The organism is Halorubrum sp. SD683, from assembly GCF_002135045.1.
GTDB classification, from domain to species: Archaea; Halobacteriota; Halobacteria; order Halobacteriales; family Haloferacaceae; genus Halorubrum; species Halorubrum ezzemoulense.
Genome location: NZ_NEWJ01000005.1, coordinates 46,538 through 67,849 on the forward strand (window position 1 = coordinate 46,538; position 21,312 = coordinate 67,849).

28 protein-coding genes are annotated in these 21,312 nt (G+C 71.3%); 16 read left to right on the forward strand and 12 right to left on the reverse strand.

Translation table 11 applies throughout. The annotated features are described in order from the left end of the window. Positions 1-68: 68 nt before the first annotated feature. Positions 69-824, forward strand: coding sequence for a hypothetical protein (locus B9G49_RS03165; protein WP_049930833.1), 756 nt, complete (start codon positions 69-71; stop codon positions 822-824). A gap of 34 nt (positions 825-858) precedes the next feature. On the opposite strand, the gene B9G49_RS16920 is transcribed toward B9G49_RS03165, so the two are convergent. Together B9G49_RS16920 and B9G49_RS17125 are read right to left on the reverse strand one after the other, a co-directional pair. Further along, on the reverse strand, positions 859-1,146 hold the full coding sequence (locus B9G49_RS16920) for a hypothetical protein (protein WP_233125149.1): 288 nt from the start codon (positions 1,144-1,146) through the stop codon (positions 859-861). A 123-nt stretch (positions 1,147-1,269) separates the two neighbouring features. Further along, positions 1,270-1,401 carry a hypothetical protein gene (locus B9G49_RS17125; protein ID WP_255376741.1) on the reverse strand — a complete coding sequence of 44 codons (132 nt, stop codon included), beginning with the start codon at positions 1,399-1,401 and terminating at the stop codon, positions 1,270-1,272. 200 nt (positions 1,402-1,601) lie between these two features. Between B9G49_RS17125 and B9G49_RS03175 the strand changes: the two genes are divergently transcribed. Both B9G49_RS03175 and B9G49_RS03180 read left to right on the forward strand, forming a co-directional pair. Beyond that, positions 1,602-2,378: an aldo/keto reductase gene (locus B9G49_RS03175; RefSeq protein WP_086215387.1), complete on the forward strand. Its 777-nt coding sequence runs from the start codon at positions 1,602-1,604 to the stop codon at positions 2,376-2,378. A 93-nt stretch (positions 2,379-2,471) separates the two neighbouring features. After that, entirely contained in the window at positions 2,472-3,365 is an 894-nt protein-coding gene (locus B9G49_RS03180) for a tetrahydrofolate dehydrogenase/cyclohydrolase catalytic domain-containing protein (RefSeq protein WP_086215388.1), read from the forward strand. 67 nt (positions 3,366-3,432) lie between these two features. On the opposite strand, the gene B9G49_RS03185 is transcribed toward B9G49_RS03180, so the two are convergent. Continuing rightward, complete coding sequence (locus B9G49_RS03185) at positions 3,433-3,990, reverse strand: diadenylate cyclase (RefSeq protein ID WP_049930827.1); 558 nt, start codon at positions 3,988-3,990, stop codon at positions 3,433-3,435. A gap of 143 nt (positions 3,991-4,133) precedes the next feature. Continuing rightward, positions 4,134-5,555: a bifunctional UDP-sugar hydrolase/5'-nucleotidase gene (locus tag B9G49_RS03190; RefSeq protein ID WP_086215389.1), complete on the reverse strand. Its 1,422-nt coding sequence runs from the start codon at positions 5,553-5,555 to the stop codon at positions 4,134-4,136. Between the two features lie 276 nt (positions 5,556-5,831). Between B9G49_RS03190 and rpl7ae the strand changes: the two genes are divergently transcribed. Genes rpl7ae through ndk form a run of 4 tightly spaced genes read left to right on the forward strand, consistent with a single transcriptional unit; the run spans position 5,832 to position 7,099 of the window. Beyond that, a complete protein-coding gene (gene rpl7ae / locus B9G49_RS03195) occupies positions 5,832-6,194 on the forward strand; it encodes a 50S ribosomal protein L7Ae (protein ID WP_004595322.1) in 363 nt (120 codons plus the stop codon). Positions 6,195-6,200: 6 nt separating this feature from the next. Continuing rightward, positions 6,201-6,425 (forward strand): 30S ribosomal protein S28e, encoded by a 225-nt coding sequence (locus B9G49_RS03200; RefSeq protein ID WP_004595321.1) that lies wholly within the window; start codon positions 6,201-6,203, stop codon positions 6,423-6,425. A gap of 3 nt (positions 6,426-6,428) precedes the next feature. Further along, on the forward strand, positions 6,429-6,623 hold the full coding sequence (locus tag B9G49_RS03205; protein ID WP_049930824.1) for a 50S ribosomal protein L24e: 195 nt from the start codon (positions 6,429-6,431) through the stop codon (positions 6,621-6,623). Continuing rightward, on the forward strand, positions 6,620-7,099 hold the full coding sequence (gene ndk, locus B9G49_RS03210; RefSeq protein WP_049930823.1) for a nucleoside-diphosphate kinase: 480 nt from the start codon (positions 6,620-6,622) through the stop codon (positions 7,097-7,099). The genes B9G49_RS03205 and ndk overlap by 4 nt, the downstream gene beginning before the upstream one ends. A 170-nt stretch (positions 7,100-7,269) precedes the next feature. Here ndk and B9G49_RS03215 read toward each other — a convergent pair whose 3' ends face one another. The 3 genes from B9G49_RS03215 to B9G49_RS17130 form a co-directional block, all read right to left on the reverse strand. After that, complete coding sequence (locus B9G49_RS03215) at positions 7,270-8,523, reverse strand: PQQ-binding-like beta-propeller repeat protein (RefSeq protein WP_086215390.1); 1,254 nt, start codon at positions 8,521-8,523, stop codon at positions 7,270-7,272. Positions 8,524-8,626: 103 nt separating this feature from the next. Next, complete coding sequence (locus tag B9G49_RS03220; protein ID WP_086215391.1) at positions 8,627-9,364, reverse strand: carbonic anhydrase; 738 nt, start codon at positions 9,362-9,364, stop codon at positions 8,627-8,629. An 87-nt stretch (positions 9,365-9,451) separates the two neighbouring features. Further along, entirely contained in the window at positions 9,452-9,586 is a 135-nt protein-coding gene (locus B9G49_RS17130) for a hypothetical protein (RefSeq protein WP_254921774.1), read from the reverse strand. 253 nt (positions 9,587-9,839) lie between these two features. Between B9G49_RS17130 and phoU the strand changes: the two genes are divergently transcribed. Continuing rightward, complete coding sequence (gene phoU, locus B9G49_RS03225; protein ID WP_086215392.1) at positions 9,840-10,514, forward strand: phosphate signaling complex protein PhoU; 675 nt, start codon at positions 9,840-9,842, stop codon at positions 10,512-10,514. Between the two features lie 186 nt (positions 10,515-10,700). Here phoU and B9G49_RS03230 read toward each other — a convergent pair whose 3' ends face one another. Next, positions 10,701-13,193, reverse strand: a complete 2,493-nt coding sequence (locus B9G49_RS03230; protein ID WP_086215393.1) for a DUF2309 domain-containing protein — start codon at positions 13,191-13,193, stop codon at positions 10,701-10,703. After that, positions 13,183-14,670, reverse strand: a complete 1,488-nt coding sequence (locus tag B9G49_RS03235; protein ID WP_086215394.1) for a proton-conducting transporter membrane subunit — start codon at positions 14,668-14,670, stop codon at positions 13,183-13,185. Before B9G49_RS03235 ends, B9G49_RS03230 begins: the two co-directional genes overlap by 11 nt. Positions 14,671-14,922: 252 nt before the next feature. Here B9G49_RS03235 and B9G49_RS03240 point away from each other — a divergent pair, with 252 nt between their 5' ends. Next, complete coding sequence (locus tag B9G49_RS03240) at positions 14,923-15,939, forward strand: amidohydrolase family protein (RefSeq protein ID WP_086215395.1); 1,017 nt, start codon at positions 14,923-14,925, stop codon at positions 15,937-15,939. Here B9G49_RS03240 and B9G49_RS03245 read toward each other — a convergent pair. Next, complete coding sequence (locus B9G49_RS03245) at positions 15,936-16,418, reverse strand: Lrp/AsnC family transcriptional regulator (protein WP_049930813.1); 483 nt, start codon at positions 16,416-16,418, stop codon at positions 15,936-15,938. The two genes, B9G49_RS03240 and B9G49_RS03245, sit on opposite strands and share 4 nt — an antisense overlap. Before the next feature lie 109 nt (positions 16,419-16,527). Between B9G49_RS03245 and B9G49_RS03250 the strand changes: the two genes are divergently transcribed. The 5 genes from B9G49_RS03250 (at position 16,528) to B9G49_RS03270 (ending at position 18,557) form a co-directional block, all read left to right on the forward strand. After that, positions 16,528-16,926 (forward strand): thioesterase family protein, encoded by a 399-nt coding sequence (locus B9G49_RS03250; protein ID WP_086215396.1) that lies wholly within the window; start codon positions 16,528-16,530, stop codon positions 16,924-16,926. Positions 16,927-17,021: 95 nt separating this feature from the next. Next, a complete protein-coding gene (locus B9G49_RS03255; protein WP_049930810.1) occupies positions 17,022-17,261 on the forward strand; it encodes a glutaredoxin family protein in 240 nt (79 codons plus the stop codon). Next, entirely contained in the window at positions 17,258-17,791 is a 534-nt protein-coding gene (locus B9G49_RS03260; protein WP_086215397.1) for a cob(I)yrinic acid a,c-diamide adenosyltransferase, read from the forward strand. Before B9G49_RS03255 ends, B9G49_RS03260 begins: the two co-directional genes overlap by 4 nt. Before the next feature lie 47 nt (positions 17,792-17,838). Further along, positions 17,839-18,165: a cupin domain-containing protein gene (locus B9G49_RS03265; protein ID WP_049930806.1), complete on the forward strand. Its 327-nt coding sequence runs from the start codon at positions 17,839-17,841 to the stop codon at positions 18,163-18,165. After that, positions 18,165-18,557: a rhodanese-like domain-containing protein gene (locus B9G49_RS03270; protein WP_086215398.1), complete on the forward strand. Its 393-nt coding sequence runs from the start codon at positions 18,165-18,167 to the stop codon at positions 18,555-18,557. Before B9G49_RS03265 ends, B9G49_RS03270 begins: the two co-directional genes overlap by 1 nt. A 21-nt stretch (positions 18,558-18,578) precedes the next feature. Here B9G49_RS03270 and B9G49_RS03275 read toward each other — a convergent pair whose 3' ends face one another. Next, complete coding sequence (locus B9G49_RS03275; protein WP_086215399.1) at positions 18,579-19,487, reverse strand: Vms1/Ankzf1 family peptidyl-tRNA hydrolase; 909 nt, start codon at positions 19,485-19,487, stop codon at positions 18,579-18,581. Between the two features lie 205 nt (positions 19,488-19,692). Between B9G49_RS03275 and B9G49_RS03280 the strand changes: the two genes are divergently transcribed. Both B9G49_RS03280 and B9G49_RS03285 read left to right on the forward strand, forming a co-directional pair. After that, on the forward strand, positions 19,693-20,346 hold the full coding sequence (locus B9G49_RS03280) for a PH domain-containing protein (protein WP_086215400.1): 654 nt from the start codon (positions 19,693-19,695) through the stop codon (positions 20,344-20,346). Next, positions 20,343-20,873, forward strand: a complete 531-nt coding sequence (locus B9G49_RS03285) for a PH domain-containing protein (RefSeq protein ID WP_086215401.1) — start codon at positions 20,343-20,345, stop codon at positions 20,871-20,873. Before B9G49_RS03280 ends, B9G49_RS03285 begins: the two co-directional genes overlap by 4 nt. 36 nt (positions 20,874-20,909) lie before the next feature. On the opposite strand, the gene B9G49_RS03290 is transcribed toward B9G49_RS03285, so the two are convergent. Next, on the reverse strand, positions 20,910-21,312 hold a 403-nt coding region (locus B9G49_RS03290), incomplete at its 5' end, for a TSUP family transporter (RefSeq protein ID WP_158093596.1).

Genomic DNA, 21,312 nt, shown 5'->3' on the forward strand with positions numbered 1-21,312 from the left:
TTCGGCGTGTGACTCGCGACGGCCGCGCGATCAAAACGGACATGTGATCGGTCCCCGAAGCGCGGGCGATGCCCTCGCCCTCCGCGAGTCAGCCCCTCGACACAGACGCATCGGACGTGCGGTCCGTCGTCGCCCGCTACCGCCGGGCGGAGCGCGCCGTCGGCTGGACCCTCGCGCTGCTCGTCGTCGTCGCGTTTCTCGCGGCGGTCGTCGCCATCTCGTTCTGGCCCGGCGTGGCTGTCGGCGCCGTCATCGTCGTCGCGCTCCGCGTGCCCGTGTTTCGACGGCGCGGCTCGACTCGCCTCCGGACGGACGCGTCGCCCGGAGCGGTCGTCCGGCGGTTCGGGTCGGCGAGACCGCCGAACCTCGCGTTCCAGTGGGGCGTCGCCGACGAGGTCCGGAGCGCCGCCGACACGGCAGCGTCGACCGACGCCGCTACCGACAGAAGCGCGCCCGGGACGGACGCGACCTACGAGTTCTCGTATCTCCTCGGCCTCAAGTCGGTCGAGCTCGACCTCTCCGTCGACGTGAGCGGGAGGGACGCGGTCGACGACGCCGCGGTCGGCGAGAGCGATTCCGACCACCCGCCGGTCGCGACGGTCGAGATAGAGGGGACGGCGGACGGTCGGCCGTGGGCCTCATACGCGGCGACGGTCCGCGAGACGACCGACGGCGGGACCGTCGTCGACCTCGAACTGCGACCGACGCGCCGGTTCGGCCTCCGGCGGCTCCCGCAGGGGCGGGTCGCCGAGCGGTACTACGCCGAGGCGCTCGCCGCGCAGGGGTACGAGGTCGTCGAGCGGTCGGTGTCGATGACGCGGTGAACCCCGGTAGGACAACGGGACGAGCCGTCACGGTTCACGCGACGAGTTCCGTCTCGGGCGCGTCGACGACGGTCCGAGAGACGCCGTCGGCGTCGTCGGCACCGCGCAGGTCGACGCCGCGAAGGCGGAGCGCGAGCGCCGCGTCGTTCCGGGCCGCGGGCGACCGCGGTCGGAAGGCCGTCTCGACCGCGTCGCCGTCTTCGTCCTCGTGAACGACGACCACGTCGCCGTCCCTGAACTCGGCGCGCCGGACGTCTCGCAGCGGTATCTCCGTCCGCGCGTTCCGGACGGCCGAGACGCAAACCCCGGCGAACCCGGTCACGAGCCCGAACGCGGCGATCCCGCCACCAGTCCCACCGCTGCCGACCCACTCCAGTAGCGTCCCGAGCGCGGCGATAGCGGCGGCGACCGCCGACCCCGAAACGTCGCGACCGACGGAAGGCGCTCAGCCGTTCGCGAGGGCCCGGAGCCCCTCGACGCACACGCGGTCGAGTCGGTTCCGGACGCGTATCTCGCCCGGGGCGACCGCGACGCGTCCCGCGGCCGTCGGGAGCGACCACGCGCCGGTCCGGCTCATGCGGCGTCGGCGCCGACCACCGACGCGACGCGCGAGCGCTGGAGGGCGGGTCGACGACTATGTAAGGGGAAGGGAAACATGAGCGTCCGTACGGGGGCCGCGCTCGTAACTGCTGGCGTCAACTCACGGCCGCGAGCGCGGCCCCGCCGTCCAGCTCACACGGCGAGAGCCTTTAGTTCCCGTCCCGCGCACGTCGCGACATGGACCTCCCGCCGGTCGGTCTCGGAACGATGGGGATCGACGATCCGGGTGCGGTCGCGACGGCGGTCTCCGTCGGCTACCGCCACCTCGACACCGCTCGGATCTACGACAACGAGGCGGTCGTGGGCGACGGGCTCGCCGCCGGGCTGGCCGACGGCGACCTCGACCGCGGCGACGTGACCGTCGCGACGAAGCTCTGGACAGACGACCTCGCGGCCGGCGCGGTCGCGTCCGCGGCCCGCGAGAGCGCGGACCGGCTCGGCGTCGACGCGATAGACCTGCTGTACGTTCACCGCCCTCGCGGCGACTACGACCCCGAGACGACGCTGCCCGCCATCGACCGCGTGGGCGACGACGGACTCGTGCGGAACGTCGGCGTCTCGAACTTCGAGGTCGCGGACCTCGACCGCGCGATCGAGGTTCTCGGACGGCCGCCCGCGGCCCACCAGACCGAACTCCACCCGCTGTTCCTCCGACCCGAGCTACTCGGTCACGCCCGCGAACACGGGTATCCGGTCGTCGCCTACTCGCCGCTCGCTGGCGGTCGGGTGCGCGAGATCGACGCCGTCGCCGCGGTCGCCGAGGCGCACGACGCGACGCCCGAGGCGGTCGCGATCGCGTGGGCGGCCGCGAAGGAGCCGGTGGTGACGATCCCGAAGGCGTCGAGCGAGGCCCACCTCCGCGCCAACCTCGCGGCGGCCGACCTCGAACTGACCAACGCGGAGGTCGCCGCGATCGACGCCGTCGAGGGCGAGGAAGAGCTGTTCCCGGAGTAGCTGATCCATATATACGTATAACCTGGGAGTTATGAGAGACTCGATACGCATGATCCCGGTTCACTTTTACCGCGGGGACGACGAGAATCGCTCATGACGGAGATCATCGACGGGGAGGCGGTCGCGGCGGACGTGCGAGACGCGGTCGCCGACGAGGTGTCGCGGCTGTCCGACTCCGGGGTCGAGCCGGGCCTCGCCACGGTGCTGATGAGCGGCGACCCCGCCAGCGAGACGTACGTCTCGATGAAACAGCGCGACTGCGAGGAGGTGGGCATCGAGAGCTTCCATGTCGAGATCGACGCGGACGCGCCCGCCGAGCGGCTGTACGAGACGATCGACGACCTCAACGACCGCGACGACGTTCACGGGGTATTGGTCCAGCTCCCGCTCCCGGACCACGTGGACAAGCGGACCGTCCTCCGGCGGATCGCCCCCGAGAAGGACGTTGACGGCTTCCACCCGGAGAACGTCGGCCGCCTCGTCGCGGGCGACGCCCGGTTCAAGCCCTGTACCCCCCACGGCGTCCAGAAGCTGCTCGCCGCCTACGACGTGGAGACGGAGGGCGCGGACGCGGTCGTCGTCGGCCGCTCCGACATCGTCGGCAAGCCGATGGCGAACCTGCTGATACAGAAGTCCCCGACCGGCAACGCGACGACGACCGTCTGCCACTCCCGAACCGAAGACCTAGAGGGGGAACTGGCCGACGCGGACATCGTCGTCGCGGCCGCCGGTATCCCCGAGTTCGTCGACGGCTCAACCCTCAAAGAGGGCGCGACCGTGATCGACGTGGGGATCAACCGCGTCGACGCCGACACCGAGAAGGGGTACGAGCTGGTGGGCGACGTGGACTACGAGTCGGCGGAAGAAGTCGCGGGCGCTATCACGCCGGTCCCCGGCGGCGTCGGGCCGATGACGCGCGCGATGTTGCTGTACAACACGGTGAAGGCGGCCGGACTCCAGCGCGACGTCGAGGTCGACCTCGAGTAGCCGTGGCGGCGACGGACGCGCACGGTCCCGCCGAAACCTCGCGGTCGTCGCTCAGTGGGGCGTCCGCCTACGTCTCGGGTCGCCACCGCCCCCCGATCTCGTCGCGAGGGTAGTCCTGGTACGTACCGTTCAGGAACGTCGTAACGCGTCCGTCCTCCTCGCTGAGCGTGATTCCCCAGAGGACGTCGTCGCGGAGCGACGTCTCCAAGGCGCTCATGTGTTTGGTCCCCATCCAGCCGGGGAACTCGAGGCCGTCGACGTCTTCGATCTCGCCGCGAGAGGGGTTCCGGACCCGCACCATCTGTCGCTGAACGGTACCGTCGCCGGTCACGATGACGGCCCCGTCTCGACTGAACGCCACGTCCCGGGCGACCTTCGTGAACGTATCACGCGACTCCGTGACAACGCGGCACCGGTCGACCGGCCACTCGTTGTCGCCGAGGGGGTCGGTGTAGTCGGCGAAGTTCACCTCGGCGACGATGAGGACGTAGAGACTGGGACCGCTCACGTACTGTTCGCCCCAGCCGTCGAATTCCATGCTCAGCGACTCGGCGGTGTACCTGATGTGATCCATCAGCTTCTGGCTCGTCGCGTACTTCCCGAGCACCTCGTCAAGCGCGTCCATGTGCTATATGTACACACGAAACAAACAGTGTTAAACTCTCTCTCGGTGACCCGATCGAACCTACCGGGGCCGTGACGCCGGACTCGCCGCTTCGAGACGCGATCCGACACTCGCATCCCGACCGCCCGCCCGTCGCCGCTCGTTCAGTCGTCGTCCGCCGCGGGGGCCCGGTTCCGGATCTCGATCCGTCCCTCAATTTCGGGGGCGATCCCGTGTTCGCGGGCGTAAGCGGCCAACACCTCGTACTGGATGTCCGCCTCGTCGACCCGATGACGCTGGCCGAGCGTCGGGTACTCGTGTTCGGAGTGGAGCAGGTACTCCGAGACGGCGACCGTGTAGCGCGCGTCCGGGTCGATGGGCTCGCCCCCGACGGTGGCTTCTAAGACCAGTTCGGCGTCGTCGTCCCAGACGACGCGGGCGTTCGAGACGTGGCCGTGCCACCAGTCGTCCTCGCCGAAGTCCACGTCGGGGGCGGCCATCTCGCGGAACACGTCGCTGAGCTCCGCGCCGGTGACCGACGCGAGCGCCACCGGCTCCTCGAACGGGATCAGGCTGATCAGGTCGGCCTTCGTCACGTCGCCCGTCCACGGGTCGCCCTGGCGGAGCCCGCCCGCGTTCGACAGCCCCACGTCGGCGTCGTGGACCCACCGGAACGCGTCCGCGACGAAGTTGCCGACGCGGCACTCCCCGCCGTGGACCACGTCGCCGGACCGCTCGATCGGTCGGTCGACGGTGTCGACGGTCTCGTCGAGGTCGGCCGCGGCCATCCGCTCGGCGAGCGCGTCGGCGAGCCCCGGCGCGGGGTCGGCCCCGTCGGGCTCGTGGAGCGTCGCGGCCGGCGGCTTGGAATCGAGGTCGATCTCGGCCACCGCCTCGCCGTTGACGCCGGGTCGGACGAGCAGGGTATCGTCGACGACCTCGTTCCGACGGCTGTGGACGTGGCCGCCGGCGATCGCGTCGACATCGAGCTCGCGGGCGAGGTCGTCGTCGCCCGCGCCGAGGTGCGAGAGGACGACGACGTGATTGAGGCCCTCGTCGCCGCCCCCGCCTCTCTCGCGCTCGGCGACCGCGGCACGCATCTCAGCCAGCGCGTCGCGCGCGGCCGAGACGGGGTCGTCGAACGAGAGGTCGGCGGCCATGGGGTTAAGCGAGTCCGTCGCGGGGTCGGTGACGCCGACGAACCCGACCGTCTCGCCGTCGACCTCGCGGGTTGCCCACGGGACGACGCCCTCGTCGCGGCCGAACGGCTCGCCGGCCTCGCCGCGGACGTTCGCGGAGACGAACGTCGCGGGCGAGTCGGCGACGAGGCCGCGGAGCGGGTCGGGACCGTAGTCGAACTCGTGGTTGCCGAACGTGTCGAGGGCGGTGTCAGTCACCTCGTAGAAGTCGAGGACCTGCCTGCCCGTCGCGACCAGCGAGAGGACGCCCGGCGCGGTCGTGTCGCCGGTGCCGACGACCGCGGCGTCGGGGCCCGAGAGCGCTCGGATCCGGCCGGCGAGGCGCGCCGCTCGCTCGGGGGCGTCGAAGACGTTCTCGATGTCGGAGTAGTGAACGAGGCGGACCATTCGTCGAGTCGACTGAGGGGCGAGCGACGCATAAAAAGCGCGGAGTGTCGCCGGGTCCGCCGCGGGCGGTGCGACGGCGACCGCGGTACGGCCGGTCCTGCCCGCGATCTCGCCCCGTGACTCCCGCTCGCACACGCGCGAGACATTGAAAGCGCTTTTATGGATGTCCTGACTACCACGGGGCACAGCCTCTGTGGGGTTGATGATGTGCCGTTCCGTTAGGGACCGACCACGGGACGGGCACGCGAGCCCGCACGGAGGATAGGTGAACAACATATGCCCGTTTACGTAGACTACGACACCCCGGCGGACCTCGCGGAGCGATCCCTCGAAGCGCTCGAGGTCGCCCGAGACACCGGTACCGTGAAGAAAGGAACCAACGAGACCACCAAGGCCGTCGAGCGCGGCAACGCCGACCTCGTCATCGTCGCCGAGGACGTCTCCCCCGAGGAGATTGTGATGCACCTCCCCGAGCTCGCCGAGGAGAAGGGGATCCCCGTCGCCTTCGTCGACACGCAGGACGAGGTCGGGCAGGCCGCCGGCCTCGAGGTCGGCTCGGCCGCCGCCGCCGTCGTCGACGCCGGCGACGCCGCCGACGACGTCGAGGACATCGGCGAGAAGGTCGCGGAGCTCCGATAACCTCCCATGAGCGCAGAAGAGGGCACCGGCGACTCGACGACCGCGGAGGTCATCGAGGTCGTCGGCAAGACCGGGATGCACGGCGAGGCCATGCAGGTCAAGTGCCGCATCCAAGAGGGATCGAACCAGGGCCGGATCATCACCCGGAACGTCCTGGGTCCCGTCCGTCTGGGCGACGTGCTCCAGCTGCGGGAGACCCAGCGCGACGCCGACTCCATCGGAGGCCGATAACCAATGGTCGAGACACGCACCTGCGATTACAGCGGTGAGGAGATCGAGCCCGGCACGGGCACGATGTACGTGAAGAAGGACGGACAGATCCTCCACTTCGTCGACTCGAAGGCGGAGAAGAACTACTTCCTCGGCCGCGAGGCGCGCGACGTCGAGTGGACCGAGGAGGGTCACCGGGCCGGAGGCGACGAGCAGTGAGCCACCACGACGAGCGCACCTTCGTGATGGTGAAGCCCGACGGCGTCCAGCGCGGTCTCATCGGCGAGATCGTCTCCCGCTTCGAGGAGCGCGGGCTCAAGCTCGTCGCCGGGAAGTTCGTCCAGCTCGACGAGGATCTCGCGAAGAACCATTACGGTGAACACGAGGACAAGCCGTTCTTCGACGGCCTCGTCGAGTTCATTACCTCCGGCCCCGTCTTCGCGATGGTGTGGGAGGGCGCGGACGCGACCCGGCAGGTCCGCGCGATGGTCGGCGAGACCGACCCCGCCGAGTCCGCCCCGGGCACGATCCGCGGCGACTTCGGCTTAGACCTCGGCCACAACGTGATCCACGCGTCGGACCACGAGGACGAGGGCGCGAACGAGCGCGAGATCGACCTGTTCTTCGACGACGAGGAGCTCGTCGACTACGACCTCGACACCGCCGCGTGGGTGTACGAGGACGAATCTCACTGACGCGGCTGCTCGCGGAGCGTCTACCGTTTCTCCGCTGTCCGATCCCGCACAGAGCTACCGCTCACGCGACACACCGCGTTTCCGGTGAATATTCGCGCTGAGTGCGGCGCAGTCGGTTGGTTTTGCTCTGCCTTGCCGGCATAAACTGCCGCCGAGCGCCGCTCCCGGAATCACGTGTCGACCGCGATCGCGGTCCCGTCGTCCGCGACGACGATCACCTCGTCACCGCCGTCGCCGGTGACGTCGGCGAACAGGGGACCGCCGTACGCGACGACCTCGGCGGGACCGCCCCGGGCGGTCACCTCGCCCTGTTGGGTCATCGCGAGGGCCTCGCCGTCGCGGTTGACCACCACGGGCGCGAGTTCGCCGTTGCCGTCGACGTCGCCCATGCGCGGCTCGTTGATCCGGGTCGAGGCACCGTACTGCTGTTTCCAGACGACCTCGCCGTCGAGGAGGTCGACGGCCCAGACGCTCCCGGAGCCGCCGACGTACACCCGTCCGGGGTCCGCATCGCCGATCGCGACCGGGAGATCCTGAAGGCCGACCTCGTACCGGTCCGAGCCGTCGCTCGTCTCCAGCGTCTCGATGTTCCCGTTGGCGCCGCCGAGCGCGAGCACTGGCCCGTCCCGGCTGTCCGCCGCGTTCCAGCTCAGCGGATTCACGGTCGGCTCGGTCGTCCATCGCGTCCCGCCGCTCGCGTCGAGCATGTGGACCGTCGCGGGGGCGCCCGCGGTCGTCAGCACCGCGAGTCCGCCCCGCTCGTCGGCCTCAGCGTCCGGTTCGACGATGAGCGGTCGGCGGCTGATCTCGCCCGCCAGCGAGGCCTCGGCGACCGAGTCGCCCGCGGCGTCGACGACGCGAACGCCCCCGTCGGTCGTGACCGCGGCCACCTCCCGACTTCCGTCGCCGGTGAGGTCGCCGATCGCGGGGCGGACCCCGCTCGGACCGCCGAGGTCGACCGCGAACCGCTCCGTCCCGTCGGCGGCGTCGAGGACGACGAGCTCCCCCGGCGCCGTCGTGAGCGCGACGACCGGGTCGCCGGCGAGGGTGCCCGCGGTGAGCCCGCTGACGCCGACCGGGCCGTTGCCGTCGGAGCCGTTCGTGTCGCCGGCGTCCCCGCCGCCGCGCTCCGCGTCCGGGCCGGAGACCGGGACCGACCAAGGCGTCTCGTTGGTCCCGACGGCCGTCGCGCGGACGACCCGCGACCCGTCCTCGGCCGCGGGGCGGAAGAGGAGCGGCTCGCCGTCGACGGTCGCGACCGCCGCGCCGCTGCCGTCGTCGCCGGGCGCCGGCCCGGACTCCCAGACGATCGTCGTCTCGGTGGTGGCGTCGTCGACGCCGACGAACGCGAACAGCGCCACGCCCACCCCGGTCGCGCCGCCGGCCAGCAGGATCAGCGTCGCGAACAGGACGCGTCGGTCCATTTGGACCCCATTCGGGCGTCGCCGTGAAACGGTTGTCGGATGCGATCCCCTCGCCCTTGGCGTCCCGGTGCCTCCCGATCTCGGCGGCTTGGAGCCCCTCGCGCTACAGGAGCGTCGCCACGTGGTCGTCGTGCGACGCGCCGACGAGGTCGCGCAGCGCCGCCGGGTCGCGCTCGCCGTCGGCGTTGACGAGGTAGGCGACGCCGTCACGGTCGCCGTAGACGCCGTGGAGATCGTACACGAAGCCGTACACGGTCGCGTCGGCCGCCTCGTCGCTGCCGCGGGCGAACGCGACCTGCTCGTGAACGTTGTACTCGACGAGCCGGTCGCGGACCGAGACACCGGCATCGCTCTCGGCGTCCTCGTCGGTCGTGCCGTCGACCGCCTCGCCGTCACCCTCGCCGACGACGGCCGGGTCGTCGAGCCCGGCCTCGACGATCGGCAGCAGCGCCTCGACGGCGGCGCGGACGCCCGGTTCGGCCGGGAACTTGCCGGTGCGCGCCGCCGCGAGCGCGGCGCCGACCGCGCCGCACCCGGTGTGGCCGACCACGGCGAGGACCTCGGTGTGGGTGTGCCGGAGCGGGTACGCCACGCTCCCGTCGAGGACGCGCTCGCCGTCAACGAGCGCGCTCACGCTGTTGCCGATGGCGCCGGATGTGAAGAGGAACCCCGGCTCGTCGACGGCGAACATCCCCTCCTGTGACACGCGCGAGTCGGAACAGCAGACGGAGACCACGCCGGGGCGCTGGCCGTCGCGGTGGCTGTCGAAAACGTCGGGAGGGAGAGCGGCGACGTGGTCGTCGTTGCGGCCGAGGAGGTCGGCGAGTATCCGGCGGTCCATACCGTCCCGCCCGGCCGCGGGCACAAAAAACGCCGTGGCGCGGGGGTGCTTCTGACGGAGTCCTCCTGCCCGAACGGCCGGGACGGGTCAGGCGACGAGCCCGACCGCGGAGACCAGGATTCCGACGACGAACACCGCGAGGAGCGCGATCGTCGCGAGCACCACCGCGGGCGCGAGCGCCTCCTCGTTCTCGTCGACGACGAAGTCTTCCAAGCTCTGCATATCCGAGCCGTCGTCGCCGCGGGGTTTGAACGCTTCGACCGAGGCTCCGCTACCGGTCGAACCAGTCCGTCACCGGCCGAACCCGTCCGGTACCGTCCGAGTCACGCGGGGTCGTGACCGCTGCCGACGTGTCGGTGTCGTCGCGGCCGCTCCCTCGTCGCTCCGCTCGGTCATTCGTCGACCGCCCGGCTGCCGCGTTCGGGAACCGGCCGCCGACGTGTTTTTGTGCGTCGGGCGTGGCGGATCTGCCAAGATGCCACGCGAACAGTACCAGACGAAGCTCGAAGACCTCCGCGACGACGTCCTCTACATGAGCGAGGTCGTCGCCGAGCGCCTGCGGATGGGGCTCGACGCGCTCGAACAGCAGGACGAGGAGTTGGGCGAAGAGGTGATCGCCGGCGACGCCGAGATCAACGACCTCTACCTCGAACTGGAGGGACAGTGTACGGACCTCATCGCGCTCCAGCAGCCGGTGGCCGGGGACCTGCGGTTCATCGCGGCCTCGTTCAAGATCATCACCGACCTCGAACGGATCGCAGACCTGGCGACGAACCTCGGCGAGTACGCCAAGCGGGCCGACCGCGAGGTGTTCCCCGACGTCGACGTCCAGCGCATCGGCGACGACACGCTGGCGATGCTGGACGAGGCGATGGACGCGTACGCGGAGTCTGACGCAGAGCGCTGCTACGCCGTCGCCGAGTCGGACGACGAAGTCGACGCCGCCTGCGAGGCCGCGAGCGACCTCGTCGTCCGCGACCTCATCGAGCGCGACGAGCTCCGCGAAGACGAGGACGTGGAGGGTACCATGCAGAACGTCTCGCGGCTGCTCCTCACGGTCCGCGACCTCGAACGGGTCGGCGACCACGCGGTTAACATCGCCGCCCGGTCGCTGTACATGATCGAGAACGACGACGAACTGCTGTACTGACCGAGATCACTCGGTCCGGGGACGCCCACCACGTACCGTCGCCCGCCCGCTGAGAACGCGTCGCCGAGCGGGACGCTCTCCCCGTGCTGTGTCCTTCCGGATCGAGACGAAACAGGCGTGGCTCTCGGCGCCGTCGCGTGGGCGGCCGCGCCTGCTTCGCTCGCCGGGTTCCGTGGCGAACCGATCTCAGTCGTCGGCGACGGCCGGCGTCGTCGCCGTTCCGGGGCGCGCTTCGGCCGCCGCGGGCGCCGGCGTCCATTCTAAGTCCTCTTCGTAGCGGAACGCGCGGTGGTCCCGCGTCGGGTCGACGACCGTCAGCGAGAGCCAGTCGTTGTCCAGCAGTCCGGCCACCGCCTCGTTGTCGGCGAGGATATCGGTGACGCGGTCGACGGGCGCGTGGAGGACCGTCGAGAGCCGCAGCGGCTGGTGGTACGCCGTGTCGGCGTCGGCCATGAGCGACTGGAGCGGAAGGCCGGTCATCAGGTCCCCGCCGTTGCCCTGATAGACGCCGACGTTGCCGACCGGGTTGTGGGTCACCTTCGACCCGCTGCCGTACGCGGCGTTGTCGACCGTCGAGAAGTAGTACTGCGCGTTGATCCACTGGGTGACGACCATCGGGCCCGTCAGTATCGCCTCCAACGCCGTTCCGTCGGGGTCGGTCGCCCAGTCGTACGAGTGGAGGAAGGCGCGCCCGTCGAGGTCGAGGTCGCTTGTCAGCGGCCGGGGCCCGACGACGAAGCCGGCGTTTCCGGCCAACCCCCACTCGGGGCGCGTCTCGGCCCAGTCTGCGGCCCGCCGTTCCGCCTCGCGCACGCCCGCCGCGCACCCGGGTCCGGCCGAGTCGGCCTCGCCCGCCGGTCCGACCCGCTCGGCGGCTGCCGCCTCGCGGGCGGCGTCGAGGTCCGCGCGCAGGCGTTCGAGGTCCGCCGCGTGCGAGTCCGGTACGTCCCCGTCGTACAGCTCGATCTCGTCGGTCGTCGTGTTGTGTTCGGCGGCGAGGAAGACGGTGTCGTCGGGCACGTCGTGGCCGCGCTCGCGCAGTCCCGTCTTCACTTCGGGGTCGTTACAGATCGCCGCGAGGACGCGGGCGCTCGGGCCGCCGGGGTTGCCGGCGCAGGCACCGCAGTCCAGGCTGGAGTCGTGGGGGTTGTTCGCCGTCTCGGCCGCGTGGCCCGTGAAGACGACGAGGCGACCGAACTCCTCCCACCCCATCAGCTCGAACGCGGCCGCGGCGTACTCGACCTTCTCGTCGCGAGTCAGACCGGTCGGAAGCGCTCCGGGAGCGCCGTCCTGCCGGTGGACGCCCGGTTCGCAGAACTCGTGGTCGCCCGGAACCGCGTCGTCGGTCGTCGAGAGCAGGTTGTACACCCGGGCGGGAAGGAGCGTGCGCGCCGCGAGCGCGAGCCCGTAGCCGCTGCCGGCGCCCTCAACGAAGCTGAAGGCGGTCGCGGGGTTCGAGCGGAGCGTCTCGATCGCCTCGCCCGCGGCCTCGCGAGCGCGCGCCCAGCGGTCGCGGCTCGCCCGCGCGCCGTCGTCCGTCGGGACCTCGGCGACGCGGTGCTGCGGGTCGAGGATCGGGGGACAGGCGTCGATCGACACGTCGTCGTCGTACCCCTGGTACTCCATCGGGACGCCGAAGAAGCCGGCGTAGCCGTGCGTCTCGTAGTCCCCTGTCGCCTCGACGTGCCGACGGATCACCTCCGAGCGCGTGTCGATACAGAAGACCAGCTGGGCGTCCGGGCGTCCGGACGCGCCGCCGTCAACGCGGGCCCCGCGCTCGCCGTGGCGGGCCTCGCTCTCGGCCGCGACCCGCTCGACGAGCGCGTCGCGGTACGTCGCCTCCCACGCGCTCAGGAACGCTGCCGCGATCTCGTCCTCCGCGTCGACGACCGGACCGTCGGACTCGGCCGGCGGGGCGAGGTCGACACCGAAGGCGTCCGCCAGCGCGAGCCGGGCCGCGAGGTACCCGGTCAGCGTGATCGGGTACGCGGACTGCCACGCGCCGCCGTCGTCGGCGCGGCGCTTGAGCAGCCCGGTCCACCCGGGGAGCGCGGCGAACTGCGCCTCAAAGATCGATTGCCACCGGTCGTCGGGATACGGCTCCAGCGCGGACTCGACGGCCGCCGTCGGCGACGCCGGGAGGTCGGCTGCGAGCCCCCGATCGGGGATCTCGTCGTCGTGCTGGGCGACCGACCGGAACGCGTCGTAGAACCCCGCCTCGCGGTTCGGCATCGACCACTCGGCCCGCCCCTCGTCGAGGAAGGCCGACAGCCACTTCGTCAGCACGCGGTCGACGCGCTCGGCGTCGGAATCCGGACGCGTCGCGGCGCCGGCGTCGCTCGGTTCGTCCGTCTCCTCGGCGGATTCCAGCCGGTCCAGCAGGGCTTCGGGACCGGCCTCGTAGCCGCGGTCGGTCAGGGTCTCGTCGAGCAGGTCGGCGTCGATCCGCCCCTCGTCGAGGGCCGTCCGGAACGTCGCCGCCCGCGGGTAGCCGCGGCCGCCGAGAAGGTCCGCCGCCCGGCTCACGGCCTCGTCGAACGGCCGGTCCTCGAAGCCGGCGAGGGGGTTCGCGGTCACGAACGAGTGGACCGGCCAGACCGACCCGACGGCGGTCGCGGCCGTCTCGATAGCGTCTCCGATGGCGTCTGCGTCGTCTTCGGTGGTGGATTCAGCGTTCATCGTATTCCTCCGTGGCGGTCAGGACGGTTTCCGGGGCGGGCTGCCCCGCGTTCAGCAGGGCGACGTAGAGGCGCTCGCTCCGTTCGTAGACGCCGGTCTCGATCGCGACGTACGCCGCGAGGAAGGCGACGCCGACGAGCGCGTGGAGCGCTGTCAGTTCGGTCGGCGCCGAGACGACGGGGAGCCCGGCGAGCAGCCCCGAGACGGCCTCGTACGCGAGCGCGTACACGGCGATGGCCGGGAGCGCCACCAGCGGGACGGCGCCGTAGCGGGCCGCCGTCGACAGACCGGTCTGCCGGACGGCGCTCCGGGCCGCGTGGAGCGTCGTGAGCGTGACGAACCCGGCGAGCAGCAGCCCGCTGTCGAGGCTCGTTCCCTTCCCCGTCAGGACCGCGAACGTCGCGCCGCCGGCGAGCCCGGTCAGCAACACGACGGCCGCACCCGCGACGCCCGTTCCCCCGAGTTCCGACTCGGTCTCCGTCGGGGCCGTGCGCTCGACCTCGTCGCCCGCGCTCAGGAAGTGGTACGCCTTGTAGAACCCGTGTAACACGAGGTGCGTCACGGCGGCGGCGAAGAAGCCGAGCCCGGTCTGGACGATCATAAAGCCCATCTGCCCGACGGTCGAGCAGCCTAGTTCGCCCTTGACGTCCGACCGGACGGTCTTGAGCAGCTTCCCGCCGAGGGCGCTCGCGGCGCCCGCGACCACGAGGGCGAGCATGGGCCCGGTTTCGGCCGTCACGACGGGCGCGAAGCGGGTCAGGAGGATGCCGCCGGCGTTGACGAAGCCGGCGTGCATCAGCGCCGACGCGGGCGTGGGAGCGGTCATCGAGGAGAGCAGCCACCCGTGGAACGGGACGAGGGCGGACTGGATCATCGCCGCGAGGACGAGCGCGCCCCCGGCGACGAGCAGCGTGGGGCCGCCGAGCCCGTCCGCGCTCGCGGCGATACCCGAGATCGTCGTCGCCTCGGTCGCCCGCCACAGCGTCAATAGGGCGACGCCGAGGAGCGCGCTGCTCGCGAGGAAGTGCCGCCGGGCGACGCTCGCGGCCGCGCGGGCCTGCGGCCAGCCGTCGACGGTCCCGATGAGCCGGGCCATCAAGAGCCCCATCGCCAGCCAGCACAGCCAGAACAGCGTGAGGTGGTCGGCCGCGGCGAGCGCCATCACGGCGAGCGTGAACGAGAAGATCCCGAGGAAGAAGTCGGTCTCGTGGGCGCTCCCGGCCATGTAGCGCCGGGAGTAGCTGTGGACGATCCCGCTGAAGAACGTGACGACGGTCCACAGCAGGACGGTCAGTCCGTCGACGGCGACCGCGCCGGGCACCTCCCACGAGGCGCCGAGTCGGAGTCGGGCGACGAGGACGGCGACGCTCGCGGCGAACAGCGACCACGCGAGCCACGTCAGTACAGCGGAGACGAACGACGAGTCCGTCGTCTTCCGGAGCGCTCCGACCGTCCTCTTCGAGGTGGGTCCTGACATCGTTCGAGCGACCACGCGACCGGTCTCGACCCGCCGTCGGGTCGAGTCGCAACCCGGTCGTTGTCTACCCACTTTGAGAACATAACGTCTATTAAAGCTGTTTGTATTCACAATTCGTTCGCAAGAACAGCATTATAGAACATTATGATTATTCTCTCGTGGGGGAGGGCCTGGCGAGTCCGCGGTCGCAAGTGAGCCCGTTCGGCGTCGCGACTCAGGAAACCATATCGGCTCGGAGTCCGGAGGACCGGTATGCGAGAACTCGCAGGGACCGTCCTGGTCGGGGAGTCGTTCGAGCCCGTCCGCGGACGCGTCGTCGTCGAAGACGGGCGGATCGACGCCGTCGAGGAGACGGACACCGACTCGACGGACATCGTGCTGCCGGCGTTCGTCAACGCGCACACCCACCTCGGAGACTCCGTCGCGAAGGAGGCCGCGGTCGGCCTGTCGCTCGACGAGGCGGTCGCGCCGCCGGACAGCCTGAAGCACCGGCGGCTGGCGGCCGCCGACCGCGACGAACTGGTGTCGGCGATGCGGCGGACGCTCCGGTTCATGCGTCGGACCGGCACGGTCTCCACGCTCGACTTCCGCGAGTCGGGGCCCGCCGGCGCGCGGGCGCTCTGCGAGGCGGCGGCGGAGACGGGCGTCGACCCGTTCATCTTCGGGAGCGGCGACCCGTCGGTCCTCGACGTCGCCGACGGCTACGGGGCCTCCGGCGCGAACGACGACGAGTTCGCCGCGGAGCGCGCCGCCTGCGAGGATCGCGGTCGCCCGTTCGCGATCCACGCGGGCGAGCCGGACGCGACCGACATCCACCCGGCGCTCGACTACGACCCGGACCTGCTCGTTCACATGGTCCACGCCGAGCCGGACCACTTGGAGCGCGTCGCGGACCAGTCGGTCCCGATCGCCGTCTGTCCGCGCGCGAACGCGGTCCTCGATGTCGGGACGCCGCCGATACGGGAGCTGCTCGACCACACCACCGTCGCGCTCGGCACCGACAACGCCATGCTGAACCAGCCGTCAATGTTCCGCGAGATGGCGACGGCGGCGAAGCGGTTCGACGTGACCGACCGGGAGGTGTTGCGAATGGCGACCGCCGCGGGCGCCGAAATCGCCGACCTCGACTGCGGGGCGATCGAGCCCGGGCGGCGGGCGGCCCTCCTCGTCCTCGACGGCGACTCCGACAACCTGTCCGGCTCGGAGGACCCGGTCCGTGCGGTCGTCCGGCGGGCGACCGGGCTCGACATCGAGCGCGTCGTCGGTTAGTCCTCCGCCCCGTCCCGCCCGGCGTCGAACCGTCCGAACGGGGTCGTCTCGTGGGTCCGCACGAGGACCTCGTCGGCGACGGTGACGCCCATGTCGAGGAGCGCCTGCGCCACGGGCGTGATGTCGCTGTCCGACTCGCCGACGACGGTGACGAGGAGGTTCTGCTCGCCGGTGACGAGCTCTTGGACCGACACGACTCCGTCGATCGCGAGGATGTCGGGGATGAGTTCGCCGCGCTCCGGTATCGACGCGGTACAGTAGAGCAGCATCCGGAGCGGATACCCCGACCGCTGGTAGTCGACGCTGGCGCTGTACCCCTTGATCACGCCCTCGGACTCCAACCGCTGGATGCGCTTGCGGACGGTGCTGTCCGAGGTGCCGGCCCGCTCCGCGATGTCCCCGGACGACGTGTTCCGCGCGTCCGCCTGGAGCGCGTACAGGATCGCCCTGTCGACGTCGTCTATCGCGCCGTTGTCCATGTCTCGCCGGTACGCGCGTGTCGGTTTTATACGTTGGTGGGGCGCCCGGCGCCGCCGCGGTCGACGCCGATCCCGACGCCTACATACGATCCCCGCCAGTGGGTCGGATATGGGGACCTACACCGCGGACATCGACGTTCGGTTCCGCGACATCGACGCGATGGGCCACGTCAACAACGCCGTCTACGCGACGTACATCGAGCAGGCGCGGACGCGCTTCTTCCGCGATGTCCTCGACCTCGACATCTCGGGGGCGTCGACCGTGCTGGCGTCGCTGTCGATCGACTTCCGGCGACCGGTCGAACTCGACGACGACGCGGTCGCGGTGAGCGTCGAGATAGCGGATCTCGGCCGGTCGAGCGCGACGATGACGCACGAGATCCGGATCGGCGACGCCGTCGCGGCGGAAGCCGAGGCGACGCTCGTCGCCGTGGACCCGGAGACGGGCGAGCCGACGCCGATCCCGGAGGCACACCGGGAGGCGATGGCGTCGTACCGAGATCGCTGAGGGGGCGGCCCGCGGCCCGGGGCTGCGATACGAGGCCTCCCCCACCGTCGCGGTCGGACGCACACCTTCTTGACCGCGCGGACCGATCGATCGGTATGAGCGTTCGACTGTACGCCCTCGACGGGTGTCCGTGGTGCGAGAAGGCGGCCGACGCCCTGGACGACGCGGGCGTCGAGTACGAGACGGAGTGGGTGGAAGCGCTCCACTCCGACCGGAACGAGGTGAAGCGAGTGAGCGGCCAGCGCGGCGTCCCCGTCCTCGTCGACGAGGGTCGCGGCGTGACGATGGCCGAGAGCGCGAACATCGTCGACTACGTCGAGAGGACCCTCGCATGAGCATCTACACCGGTCGCGGCGACGAGGGGAAGACCGACCTCCGGGACATGAGCCGGGTGTCGAAGTCCAGCCACCGCATCGAGGCGTACGGCTCGGTCGACGAGGCGAACGCGCTGCTCGGAACGGTCCGCCCGACGGGCCACGAGGACATCGACGAGCTGCTGGAGACGATACAGAACCATCTTCACGTCGTTCAGGCCGACCTCGCGAACCCCGACCCCGACCCGGACGACCCGCAGGTGGAGCCCGACCATGCCGACCTGCTGGAGGAGCGCATCGACGCGTTCGACGAGGAGCTGGAGCCCCTGCGGTCGTTCATTCTCCCGGGCGGCGGCGAGGCGGGGGCGGCGCTCCACCACGCGCGCGCCGTCGTCCGGCGCGCGGAGCGGCGCGTCGTCGACCTGGCGCGCTCGGAGCCGATCAACGAGTCGGTCGTCACCTACCTCAACCGCCTCTCTGACCTCCTCTTCACCCTCGGCCGCGTCGCGAACGCGCGTGACGGCGAGCCCGAGGAGTCGCCGACGTACTGAGCCGCCCCGAGCGCGCGATTTTTCCCCGTCCCGCGCGAGGTGCGGGTATGACGCTCGACAGCTACGCGGCGGCGGTCGCCGATCTCGACCCGGCTCCCGGCGAGGTCGAGACGGCGGAGGTCGTCGTCACCGACGACGCGCTCGTGAAGGCGTTCGTCCTCGGCCCGGACGCGACCGTCGACCCCCACGAGCACGCGGACGCCACGAACGTGTTCCACGTGCTGGAGGGGGAACCGACGGTGATCCGCGACGGCGAGGAAGAGGCGCTCGCGGCCCCGGCAGTGGTGGAGAACGCCCGGGGCGCGGTCCACGGCGCCCGCAACGACACCGACGACCGAGCCGTGCTCACGGCCACCCTCGCCCCGCTCCACTGATGGACGGCGAAATCGACCCCGAAGAGCTGTCAGCCCTGCTCGACGAGCGCGGCGACAGCTCTCCCGACGAGTCGCTCCGCATCGTCGACATCCGCGACCGGCGCGCGTTCGACCGAGGGCACCTCCCCGACAGCGAGTGCATCCCGTTCCCGGAGCTGACGAACCGGATCGCGGAGCTCGAGGGCGGCGACCGCATCGTCACCGTCTGCCCCCACGGCGTCGCCAGCCAGCAGGCGGCCCAGCTCATCGGCAGCTACGAGGGGACGCAGGACGCGCGCGTCGACAGCCTCCGCGGCGGCATCGAGGCGTGGGAGCGGGAAATCGGCGACCTGCCCGCGTCGGACGAGCCGGCCGCCAGCGATCCCGACGAGGGGCCTGAGAGCCCATTCTGACGCCGGACGGGCGTCCCCGGTTCAGATCGCACGAATCCGCACCCGCCAGAAGTCGCGGAACGCGTCGTCGAGCGCCCCCTTCGGCTTGCCGGTTGCGTCCGACACGTCGGTGACGTCGGCGCGGTCCCGAACCCGGCCCAGCACGCTGCGCTCGCCGACGACGATCACGCGCTCGAGGTCCTCTCCCGCGGCGACCCCGGCGAGCGCCTCGTCGGCCCGGTCGAGGTGGTCGTCGATCTGCCCCTCCCGGCGGCGCTCGAATCGCCCCTGCGAGAAGCCGCCCTTCGAGTGTGCCTCCTTCACGTCGGTGGTGAACCCCTCGAAAGCGACCCGCTCGTCGCCCTCGTAGGTGCCGACCGCGAAGGTGTCCGAGCGGACCACGGCGAACGCGAACCGGCCGGTCGGGCGGAACCACGCGTCGTCGAGCCGGAACCGGTCGCTCCACCGGTCGAACGGTTCGGGTTCGACCGGCGGCGTCAGCGCGGCGCTCACCGCGCCCGTGTCGTCGGCGAGGACGACCGCGGGCGCGGCCCGCCGGACGAGCGCCGTCCGGTCGCCGAGCCAGTCCGACACGGTCGCGGGGACCGAGTCTGCGTCCGGCACATACGCCGTGAGCAACCCCTCCGGGTCGTCGCTCTCGACGGCCCGGAACCGCTCGAGCGCGTCCGTCAGCCGCGAGCCGCTGCGGTCGCTCACGCGGCGGAACTCGACCGTCTCCTCCGTCCCCTCGGCGCGCTCCAGCCGCTCCTCTAACGACTCGATCCGGTGTTCGAGCTCGTTCACGCGCTCCTCGGCGCGCTGCCGGTCGGCGACCGCGTCGGACCGCCGCTCCTCCTCGGCCTCGGCGCGGCGTTCGAGGTGACGCTTCTCCTCCTCCAACTCCTCGATGCGCTCCTTCAGCTCGGCGCGCCCGAGCAGCCTGTCGATCATACCGAATTCGCGACCCGCCGCGACGTAAAAGGTGCGTCTGCGGCGGAGACGGACGCCGCTCTCCGGGCCGTCCGCGCGTCGCGCCACCGTCCGCCGCCGTCTCCCGCGCGACCGTTCGTCGCCGCGTTCACGTCGTCCGCTTCGCGCGTGACCCGATCGGTGCGCCTCCGCCACCGTTTTAGCGTCTCCCGACGCTTCGGGGGATATGTTGTCTCCGTCCCTCCAGGGGGAACCGAAGACCGGCAACGGCGTCACCGCCGACCTCGACCTCGACTGGCTGTCGCTCGACGACGACGAGGAGATCCGCTGGGCGAGCACGCCGCACAGGTACAGCGTCGTCCCGGCGCTTCTCGTCGGCGTTCCCCTGTCGCTCGTCCTCGTCGGGATCCCGATCGTCGCCGCGAGCTACCTCCAGTACAAGAACACGAACTACGTCGTCACGAACAAGGGGCTCTACAGCAAGCGGGGCATCCTCTCCCGGGACGTGAAACAGATCGGGTTCGAGAAGGTACAGAACAGCTCCTACTCGCAGTCGGCCATCGGTTCGTCGCTCGGGTACGGGTCGGTCGAGGTCAGCACCGCCGGCGGCTCCGGCGTCGAGCTACGGTTCCGGAGCATTCCGGACCCGGCGTCGGTCCAGGAGCTGATCGCCAGGGAGATCGACGCCGGAAAGCGGGACAGCGCCGACGGCGACGGCGACGCCGACGACGTGCTCGCCGAGATCCTCGTCGAACTTCGCGCGATCCGCTCCGCGGTCACCGACGACGGTGCCGGCGGCGACGCCGAGACGCCGACCGCGACCGGCGAGGACGTCGGCGCCGAGCGGACCGCGTCGGAGACGGCGTGCGAGGACCGATGACCGGCGACTGGTGGTTTCGGCACGACGACGAGACCGTCGTGTGGACGGGTCGCCCGCGGCTGTCGGCGGCGCTCGGCGGGGGCGTCGTCGGCGTCGCGACCGTCGCCGTCGCGCTCCTCGCGGCGGCCGCGGTCGACCCGCGCATCGCCGCGGCGAGCCCGCTGGGCGTCGGCATCGCCGGCTGGGAACTGCTCCGCGTCACACGGACCGACTACGTGGTCACGACTCGAGCGATCTGGTCGAAACGCGGCGTGCTCGGCCGAAAGGTCCGCCGCGTCGGGCTGGCACAGGTACAGAACACGGCGTACAGTCAATCGGTGACCGGTTCCGCGTTCGGGTACGGCACGGTCACGATCGAAGTCGCCGGCGGGCCGGACCTCGAGCTCCGCCGGATCGACGACCCGCAGGCGGTCCGACGGTCGATCACCGACCGGACCGGGACCGTCGACCGCGAGCCGCCCGGGACGGTCGAGCAGTGGCGGGCGGTGCTGTCCGTCGTCCGCGACATCGAGGCCGCAGTCGACTGACCGGCGGCGACTCCGGCGGAGCGACGGCGACACCGGTCAGGCGACGCCCGCGCCGCCGAGTATCAGCCGGAGCCCGATGACCGTGAGGAGGCCGAGGACGAGGCCGCGCCGGAGCCGCTCGCTCACGCGGTCTCGGAGGCGAGTCCCGACGGCGACGCCGGCGACCGCAGGGACCGCGGCGGCGGCCGACGCGAGCGCGAACGCGGCGTCCGGGTAGAGTCCGAGCGCGCCCGCGGCCCCGACGCGAAGGCCGTTGATCCCGACGAACACCAGCGCCACGACGCCGACGAACACCCCGTGCGAGAGGTCGAAGCTCCGGACGAACGCGACCAGCTGGACGCCGACGTTCGTCGCGCCGAACAGGACGCCGGAGACGACGCCCACGACCCCCATGACGAGCGGGCCTTCGGCGCGCTCGCGGTCGGCCGAAGTCGGCAGC